The 8916-nt window shown below is 72.7% G+C and carries 6 protein-coding genes; all 6 read right to left on the bottom strand.

What is annotated here, in order from left to right; genetic code table 11:
- Positions 1-285 precede the first annotated feature (285 nt).
- The 6 genes from AA75_RS12430 to mreD all read right to left on the bottom strand — a co-directional run bounded on the left by AA75_RS12430 (position 286) and on the right by mreD (position 8830).
- The gene (locus AA75_RS12430) at positions 286-1050 is read right to left on the bottom strand and encodes a TIGR03936 family radical SAM-associated protein (RefSeq protein ID WP_033819998.1); all 765 of its coding nucleotides are present in this window, start codon (positions 1048-1050) and stop codon (positions 286-288) included.
- 155 nt (positions 1051-1205) lie between these two features.
- Positions 1206-2522, bottom strand: a complete 1317-nt coding sequence (locus AA75_RS12435) for a hypothetical protein (protein WP_033819999.1) — start codon at positions 2520-2522, stop codon at positions 1206-1208.
- A 147-nt stretch (positions 2523-2669) separates the two neighbouring features.
- On the bottom strand, positions 2670-4595 hold the full coding sequence (locus tag AA75_RS12440; RefSeq protein ID WP_033820000.1) for a TIGR03960 family B12-binding radical SAM protein: 1926 nt from the start codon (positions 4593-4595) through the stop codon (positions 2670-2672).
- A 119-nt stretch (positions 4596-4714) separates the two neighbouring features.
- Complete coding sequence (rodA, locus tag AA75_RS12445; RefSeq protein WP_033820001.1) at positions 4715-5914, bottom strand: rod shape-determining protein RodA; 1200 nt, start codon at positions 5912-5914, stop codon at positions 4715-4717.
- Complete coding sequence (gene mrdA / locus AA75_RS12450; RefSeq protein WP_033820002.1) at positions 5911-8154, bottom strand: penicillin-binding protein 2; 2244 nt, start codon at positions 8152-8154, stop codon at positions 5911-5913. Before mrdA ends, rodA begins: the two co-directional genes overlap by 4 nt.
- 28 nt (positions 8155-8182) lie before the next feature.
- Positions 8183-8830, bottom strand: a complete 648-nt coding sequence (mreD, locus tag AA75_RS12455; protein WP_033820003.1) for a rod shape-determining protein MreD — start codon at positions 8828-8830, stop codon at positions 8183-8185.
- Positions 8831-8916: the final 86 nt, after the last annotated feature.

Raw genomic sequence — 8916 nt, forward strand, 5'->3', positions numbered from 1 at the left:
GTCGAAAGTCTTCTGGTCTGGGCCAGTCTTCTCAGTTGTCCGGGCCACTCCGGAGCCGGCCTGGTTGGCTGCCAGGCGGGCCCTCCGGCCCGGTTGCGGGCCGGAGGAAGGATCCTCGGGCCGGCCGACCATCCGGGTCGGCCGGCCGCAAGGGCTGGCCTTCATGTGCGACGGCGCTCGCTCCCCTGGGGAGCCGCGGGGCCCGGGGAGCCGCAGGACCGGAGTTGCTCCGGACCGGGGCTCCCGCCCGCCCGGCGGACGCGGATGCGCGCAGCCAGGAGGCCGCTACTGGCCGTCCGTGGCCGCTGCGCGGTCGAGCGCCAGCGGGTCGGTCACCGTGCCGGACTCCTCGTCGAGCGGCCCCTGCGCCAGCCTGGTCACCTCAGCGGGGACCGGCGGCGCCAGGTCGGCCGTCGCACGGAGACCGGACAAAACGTCGTCGGGTCGTACGGCGGGTGTGGCGTGTCGTACTACCAGCCGCAGTATCGCACAGGGACCGGTGGTCCGAACATCACCGGTACCGTCCGTACCGGTGTCGTTACCATTCCCCGTCTGCGGCGGAACAACCTCCAGACCGGCGACGGCACCGCGGGCGTCGAAGACCCGCATGCCGTTCTTGGTCTGGCGCTGGACCTCGACGGCGTCGGCCGCGAGGAAGGCGGAGACCGCGCGGCCGGCCTCCTCGTGCGCCACGCCGTCAAGGCGCAGCTGCCACACCGAGGCCTCCAGGCGCTCCACGAAGTGCGGGGTGCGCACCTCGACCGCGTCGATCACGTCCAGGCCGGGCGGGAGCGACTCGTCGAGCTGCGCGCGCAGCTGCTCCGGGTCGCGGAACTCGGCCAGGCCGATCTCCAGGTACTCGGCCTCGCTGGCGACCCCGGTCGGGGCGGCGTTGGCGTACGAGACCTTGGGGTGCGGGGTGAAGCCCGCGGAGTACGCCATGGGGACGGCCGAGCGGCGCAGCGCGCGCTCGAAGGCGCGTTGGAAGTCCCGGTGGCTGGTGAATCGCAGACGGCCGCGCTTGGTGTAGCGCAGACGGATGCGCTGCACCGTCGGAGCGGGCGGCGGACCGTCGGGCGTGCGGCGTGCCAGGGTCGCTCAGTCCTTAGTCAGTTGGCCAGTCCGGCGCGCCACCGTGTCGGGGCATCGGCCGGACTTCTGTCAGGACAAGGGTACGCGGCCCGCGGGCCGCGCCGGCGCCCAGCTCACCCCAGCAGCGCACGGCGCAGCTCCCGGCGGATCTCCCGGCTCGCCCGGCGGACCTCGGCGGCGGCCCGGCGCAGCTCCGCCTTGACCGGCCACCACACCTCGCGCCGGACCCAGCGGCACGGGCGCACCACCAGGGCCCGCCACGCCCGGCCGGCCAGCCGCCAGGCTCCCAGCAGGACCCGCCACAGCCCGCGCAGCAGCGGGCCGAGCAGCGTCCGCCAGAGCCAGGCCAGCGGCAGCACGACCAGGTGGCCGAGGACCGTGCCGACCACCACGCCGAGCGCCCGGGCCAGCCACTCGATGCCCCGGCCGAGGCCGCGGACCGCCCGCACCATCGCCCGTCCGAGCGGTACCAGCAGGTGCCGCACCGTCCAGCGGCAGGCCGCCGCGGTCGCCCGCGCCGCCGTCCGCACGGCGGCAGCACCGCCACGGGCCAGCCGCGCCACCACCCGCGCCAGCGGGAGCAGCCCGTACCGGTACAGCCCGACGACCGGCAGCACCACCAGGTGCCGCACCGACCACCGCAGGGCGGCCGCACCCCGGCCGGCCAGCCGCACCGCGGCACGTCCCAGCGGCACCAGCCCGTACCGGTACAGCCCGACCACCGGCACCACCAGCAGGCTGCGCAGCAGCCGGCGCAGTACCGCGCCGACGGCGGCCGAGGCGGTCAGCAGCGCCCGGCCGAGCGGCTGCAGGACGTGCCGGCCCAGCAGGGTCAGCGGGGCCGCGACCAGGGCGGTGCCGAGCCACCGCAGCAGGCGCACGGCGGCGCCCGCGGGCAGCACCACGGCGTACCGCAGCAGCGCGCGCAAGGCCGTCAGCAACGCACCGCCGAGCCACCCCGCGGCCCGCCGGGCCAGCCTCAGCGCCGCCAGGAGGGCGCGGACCGGCGGCGTCACCGCGTACCGCCACAGCCACCGCAGGGCCTTCCCGGCGCCGGACAGGGCCGCCGACAGCAGGCGGCCGAGCGCGCGGGCCACCGCCGCCGCACCCGCCGCCAGGGCCTTCGCCAGCACGCCGAGCAGCCGTCCGAGCGGGCGGACGGCGTGCCGGTACAGCCAGCCGGACGGCCGGACCACCAGCCAGGTGGCCAGTGCGCGCAGCAGTCGTCCGAGCGGGACCAGCAGCCACCGGTGCAGGGCCTTCGCCGGCCGGACCAGCAGCAGGTCGAGTGCGCCGAGGAGCACCCTGCGGGCCGCCCGTCCGGCCGCCACCAGTGCCTCCCAGGCGAACCGCAGCGGCAGGACCACCACCAGCGCGACGGCCCGTGCCACCCAGGTCAGGCAGCCCGCGGGCTGCTGCATCTCGTCCATCTGTTCCCCCGCCCGCGACCGTCCCGAGGCCGTGATCGTAGTGCAGCCCCTCCCGGGCCGGTGCCCGGCGGTGTCCGGGAACGGCGGAACCCGCCCCCGGCCTCGCGGGCCGGGAGCGGGTTCCTTCGAACGGCTGGGCGGGCGGCGCTACTTGACGACCGTCAGCGGCAGCAGCTTCTTGCCCGTGGGGCCGATCTGGATGCTGGTGTCCATCTGGGGGCAGACGCCGCAGTCGAAGCACGGGGTCCAGCGGCAGTCCTCGACCTCGACCTCCTCGAGGGCGTCCTGCCAGTCCTCCCAGAGCCAGTCCTTGTCGAGGCCGCTGTCCAGGTGGTCCCAGGGCAGCACCTCCTCGTAGGTGCGCTCACGGGTGGTGTACCAGGCCACGTCCACGCCGGTGCCGGCCAGGCCCTTGTCGGCGCAGGCGATCCAGCGGTCGTAGGAGAAGTGCTCGCGCCAGCCGTCGAACCGGCCGCCGTCGTCGTACACGGCGCGGATGACGGCGCCGATCCGGCGGTCGCCGCGGGAGAGCAGGCCCTCGATGATGCCGGGCTTGCCGTCGTGGTAGCGGAAGCCGATGTTCTTGCCGTACTTGCGGTCGCCGCGGATGGAGTCGCGCAGCTTGGCCAGCCGGGCGTCGGTGTCCTCGGCGCTCAGCTGCGGGGCCCACTGGAACGGGGTGTGCGGCTTGGGCACGAACCCGCCGATGGAGACGGTGCAGCGGATGTCGTTCTGGCCGGTGACCTCGCGGCCCTTCTGGATCACGTTCTTGGCCATCGTGCCGATCTGCAGCACGTCGTCGTCGGTCTCGGTGGGCAGGCCGCACATGAAGTACAGCTTCACCTGGCGCCAGCCGTTGCCGTACGCGGTGGCGACCGTGGTGATGAGGTCCTCCTCGGACACCATCTTGTTGATCACCTTGCGGATCCGCTCGCTGCCGCCCTCGGGGGCGAAGGTGAGCCCGGAGCGGCGGCCGTTGCGGGACAGCTCGTTGGCGAGGTCGATGTTGAAGGCGTCGACCCGCGTGGAGGGCAGCGACAGGCCGACCTTGTCCTCGGCGTAGCGGTCGGCCAGGCCCTTGGCGATGTCACCGATCTCGGTGTGGTCCGCGGAGGACAGCGACAGCAGGCCGACCTCCTCGAAGCCGGTCGCCTTCAGGCCGCGCTCGACCATCTCGCCGATGCCGGTGATGCTTCGCTCCCGCACGGGGCGCGTGATCATGCCGGCCTGGCAGAAGCGGCAGCCGCGGGTGCAGCCGCGGAAGATCTCGACGGACATCCGCTCGTGCACCGTCTCCGCGAGCGGGACCAGCGGCTGCTTGGGGTACGGCCACTCGTCGAGGTCCATCACGGTGTGCTTGGAGACCCGCCACGGCACGCCGGCCCGGTTGGGCACCACGCGGCCGATCCGGCCGTCCGGCAGGTACTCGACGTCGTAGAAGCGCGGGACGTAGACGGCGCCGGTACGGGCGAGGCGCAGCAGCACCTCGTCCCGGCCGCCGGGGCGGCCCTCGGCCTTCCAGCCGCGGATGATCTCGGTCATGTCGAGCACGGCCTGCTCGCCGTCGCCGATCACCGCGCAGTCGATGAAGTCCGCGATCGGCTCGGGGTTGAACGCGGCGTGGCCGCCGGCCAGCACGATCGGGTCCTCGACGGTGCGGTCCTTGGACTCCATCGGGATGCCCGCGAGGTCGAGCGCGGTGAGCATGTTGGTGTAGCCGAGCTCGGTGGAGAACGACAGTCCGAAGACGTCGAAGGCCTTCACCGGGCGGTGGGCGTCGACCGTGAACTGCGGCACCGCGTGCTCGCGCATCAGCGCTTCGAGGTCCGGCCAGACGCTGTAGGTGCGCTCGGCGAGCACGCCCTCGCGCTCGTTGAGCACCTCGTAGAGGATCATGACGCCCTGGTTGGGCAGGCCGACCTCGTAGGCGTCGGGGTACATCAGGGCCCAGCGCACGTCGCAGGCGTCCCAGTCCTTGACGGTCGAGTTGAGCTCGCCGCCGACGTACTGGATCGGCTTCTGGACGTGCGGGAGGAGGGCCTCCAGGCGTGGGAAGACCGATTCGACTGGCATGCGGGGAGCCTTTGGCGACGGGAACAGGACGACTCTCAAGGGTAGCCGAATCGCGACCTTCGAAATTCTGACGCCCGCGGCCCCGGTTGGAGGGATCGCGGGCGTCGGAGCGGCCGGGGTCAGATCCCTATCGGCCGCTGGGAGCGGACGGACTGCAGCAGTCCGATGGCGATCCAGACCGCGAACATCGAGGACCCGCCGTAGGAGACGAACGGCAGCGGGATGCCCGCCACGGGCATGATGCCGAGGTTCATGCCGATGTTCTCGAAGGCCTGGAAGGCGAACCAGATCACCACGCCCGCCGCGATGACCGTGCCGTACAGGTCGGTGGCGTGGCGGGCGATCCGGCAGGCCCGCCAGAGGATCACGCCGAGCAGGCCGAGCAGGGCCATCCCGCCGATGAAGCCGAGCTCCTCGCCGGCCACGCTGAAGACGAAGTCGGTCTGCTGCTCGGGGACGAACTGGCCGGTGGTCTGGGTGCCGTGGAACAGGCCCATGCCGCTCAGCCCGCCGGAGCCGATCGCGATCCGGGCCTGGGCGGTGTTGTAGCCGACGCCGCCGGGGTCGAGGGTCGGGTCGGCGAAGGCGGCGAAGCGGTCGATCTGGTACTTGCTCAGCACACCGAGCTTCCAGATCGCCGCCGCGCCGCCGGCACCGACCGTCAGGAGGCCGATCACCCAGCGGTTGGCGGCGCCGGAGGCGAGCAGGATGCCCATCACGATGACGGCCATCACCATCACCGAGCCGAGGTCCGGCATCAGCATGACGACGCCCATCGGGACGGCGGCCACCACCAGCGACTGGATCACGCTGCGGCTGGGCGGGAACTCCCGCTCGCCGGCGTCCACCCGGGCGGACAGCACCACGGCCATCCCCAGCACGATGCCGAGCTTGGCGAACTCGGCGGGCTGGATCGAGAACCCGCCGCCGAACTGGATCCAGGAGTGCGCGCCGTTGATGGTCGAGCCCAGCGGGCTGAGCACGGCCAGCAGCATCAGCAGGACGGCGATGTAGACGAAGGGCACGGCGGTCCGCAGCCGCCTCGTCCCTATCACCACCACCACGCCGCACAGCACCAGGCCGATCACCAGGTTGGTGAGGTGCCGGTAGAGGAAGTACTGCGGGTCGCCGTGGGTGAGCGAGTCCCGGCCGCGGGTCGCCGACCAGACCAGCAGCGAGCTGCCGAGCGACAGTGCCAGGGCGGCCAGGATCATGATCCAGTCCACCCGGCGCAGCGGGGCGTCCTTGGTCAGCGCCCGGGAGATGGAGCCGCGCTGCGGGCTGAGCCGGACCTGCCGGTACGAGCCGTAGGAGGTCATGCCCGGGTCCTTCCGCCGGTGCGGACGGGTTCGAGGGCGGCGAGGGCCACCGGGTACGGGGCGAGGCCGCCGCCGGCCGGCGGGGCCGGGTCGAGGAAGGTCGAGCCGGCCGGGTAGCCGGCGCCGTCCTGGAAGGAGGCGGGCTTGATGATCGCGGTGCCGTCCGGGTTGAACTTGGGCAGTTCGGCCTGCGGCTTGGGCAGCAGGGCCTTGCCGTTGTCCACGTTGCCCTTGTCGTCGACGCCGTACAGCGCCTGGTAGATCCGTCGCACCGAGTCGCCGGAGCCGCCGGAGCCGGTGCCGCCTTGGCTTATCGTCATCACGACCGCGTAGTCGCCGCTGTAGGTGGTCAGCCACGAGGTGGTCTGCTTGCCGGCGACCTCGGCGGTGCCGGTCTTGGCGTGCAGCTCGATCTTGCCCTGCGGCCAGCCCGCGCCGGTGAACTTCCAGGCCGCGGTGCCGCTGGTGATGACGCCCGCGGTGGCCTGGTTGATGTAGCTGAGCAGCTTGCCGTCGGCGGGCAGCTTGCCGTCCTCGTGCGGGGCGATGTCGCGGACCAGGGTGCCGTCCGGGCTGACGATCGCCTTGCCGATGGTCGGCCGGTAGAGGGTGCCGCCGTTGGCGAGGGCCGAGTAGATCCGGGCCATCTGGACCGGGGTGACCAGGGTGTCGCCCTGGCCGATGGCGAAGTTGACGCTGTCACCGGCGCGCATCTGGTTGCCGTCGACGCAGTTCTCGCGGGCGATCTCGTCGGCGTACTCATGGCCGCCCCTGGCCGCCTGGGCGCACCAGGCGTCCTTGTTGGCGTCGAAGAAGGACTGCTTCCACTGCCGGTCGGGGACCCGGCCGGTGACCTCGCCGGGCAGGTCGATCCCGGTCTTGGCACCGAGACCGAACTGGTGGGCGGTCTTGAAGAACCAGTCGGCCGGGTTCTTCGGCTTGATGCCGCCGTCCTTCATCCACTGGTCGTACGCGAGACCGTAGAAGACGGTGTCGCAGGAGACCTCCAGCGCCTTCTCCAGCGTGATGTCGCCGAAGCTCTCGCTCTCGAAGTTCTTGAACTCGCGGCCGCCGATGGTGAGGCTGGTCGGGCAGGGGTAGTGGCCGTCGAGCGAGTAGCCGGCCTGGACGGCCGCGGTGGTGGAGATGACCTTGAAGGTCGAGCCGGGGGCGGACTGACCCTGTATGGCCCGGTTGATCAGCGGGTAGTTGGAGTCCTTGCTGTTGAGGCTCGCGTAGTCCTTGGCGGAGATGCCGCCGACCCAGAGGTTCGGGTCGAAGGTGGGCGCGCTGGCCATCGCGATGATCCGGCCGGTGTGCACGTCCATCACCACGGCGGCGCCGGAGTCGGCCTCGTAGTTCTTCTTGGTCTCCTTGTCGTACACCTTGCGGGCGTCCGTCATGGCCTGCTGGAGCTGGTCCTCGACCACCTTCTGGACCCGGGCGTCGATGCTGGTGACCAGGTTGGCGCCGGGCTGGGCGGGGGTGCGGCCGGCGCTGCCGATCACCCGGCCGAGGTTGTCCACCTCCAGCTTGTCGACGCCGGTGGTGCCGCGCAGGTCGTCGTCGTAGACGGACTCCAGGCCGGCCCGGCCGATCTGGTCGGAGGGCAGCCGGCGGTCCCGGCCGGTCTTGTCGGCGGTCCTGGTGACCTCGTCGTCGGTGACCGGCGAGAGGTAGCCGAGCACCTGCGAGGCGTTGGCGCCCTCGACGCCGGTGTAGCGGCGGACCGCGGTCGGCTGGGCGGTGACGCCGGGGAAGTCCTCGCGGCGTTCCATTATCTGCATCGCCTGCTGGGTGGTGGCCTGCTGGGTGACCGGGATCGGCTGGTACGGCGAGCCGTTCCAGCAGGGCTGCGGCGTCTTGGCGTCGCAGAGCCGGACCTTGTCCTGGACGTCCTTGGCGGGCAGGCCGAGCACCTCGGCGAGCCGGGTCAGCACGCCCTTGCCGTGGTCCTTCTGCTGCAGCAGCGAGGTGCGGCTGACCGAGACGACCAGCTTGGTCTCGTTGCCGGCCAGCACCCGGCCGGAGGCGTCCAGGATCTCGCCGCGGACGGCGGGCTCCACCACCTCGCGGATGTGGTTGCCCTCGGCCTTGGCGGCGTACTGGTCGCCGGTGCGGATCTGCAGGTACCAGAGGCGGCCGCCGAGGGTGGCGAGCAGCGACAGGACCAGGATCTGCAGCACCACAAGACGGATCGTCACCCGCTGGGTGCGGCCGGTCTCCGGGATGTTGCTCACGGGGCAGTGACTCCTATCACCGTGCGGCTCAGGGGCGCTTGGCGAGGTTCAGCGGACGCTTCTTGCGGGTGTTGACGGGCATCGGCGAGGCCTCCCGGGTGGTCCGGTAGCGGGCCAGCGAGCCGAGCCCGGAGCCGCCGCCGTCACCGCTGCCGGCCGCGACGGCGGCCGGGCCCTGGTCGTAGCGGCGGGCCACCAGCATCACGGCGGGCACCACGAACGGGGCCAGCAGCACGTCGTACAGCAGGGCGCTGAGCACCAGCCCGGTGAGGCCGACGTGCCGGGCGGCGGTGTCGCCGACCAGGGCGCCGACGGTGGCGTACAGCAGGGTGGAGACGACCGCCGCGCCGGCCACCACCAGCAGCGCGCTGAGCGCCGAACGCTGCCGGCCGCCCTCCGGGCGCAGCAGGCCGGCGGCGTAGCCCACCAGGCAGAGCACCAGGGCGTAGCGGCCGATCGCGTGGTCGGACGGCGGGGCGAGGTCGGCGAGCAGGCCGCCGGCGAAGCCGACCAGGCAGCCGCCGGACGGGCCGTAGACCAGGGCGAGGCCGACCACGACGAGCATCAGCAGGTCGGGGGTGGCGCCGGGCAGCTGGAGCCGGCCGAGCACGCTGACCTGGATCACCAGGGCGACCAGCAGCAGGACGGCGGGCAGGACGATCCGGTTGGCGCGCATGGTCAGTTCCCCCCGGCGGGCTTGGTGGGCGAGGCGGCGGCGCCGGGCTGGGCCGGCGCGGCCGGGGCGGCCGCGGCGGTCGGGGC

The sequence above is a fragment of the Kitasatospora sp. MBT63 genome, assembly GCF_000710465.2.
Lineage (GTDB): Bacteria > Actinomycetota > Actinomycetes > Streptomycetales > Streptomycetaceae > Kitasatospora.

Bases quoted from the DNA above. Each gene is read 5' to 3' on its own strand.
- AA75_RS12435 (WP_033819999.1), bottom strand. From the start codon at position 2,522: ATGGACGAGATGCAGCAGCCCGCGGGCTGCCTGACCTGGGTGGCACGG.
- AA75_RS12440 (WP_033820000.1), bottom strand. From the start codon at position 4,595: ATGCCAGTCGAATCGGTCTTCCCACGCCTGGAGGCCCTCCTCCCGCAC.
- rodA (WP_033820001.1), bottom strand. From the start codon at position 5,914: ATGACCTCCTACGGCTCGTACCGGCAGGTCCGGCTCAGCCCGCAGCGC.
- mreD (WP_033820003.1), bottom strand. From the start codon at position 8,830: ATGCGCGCCAACCGGATCGTCCTGCCCGCCGTCCTGCTGCTGGTCGCC.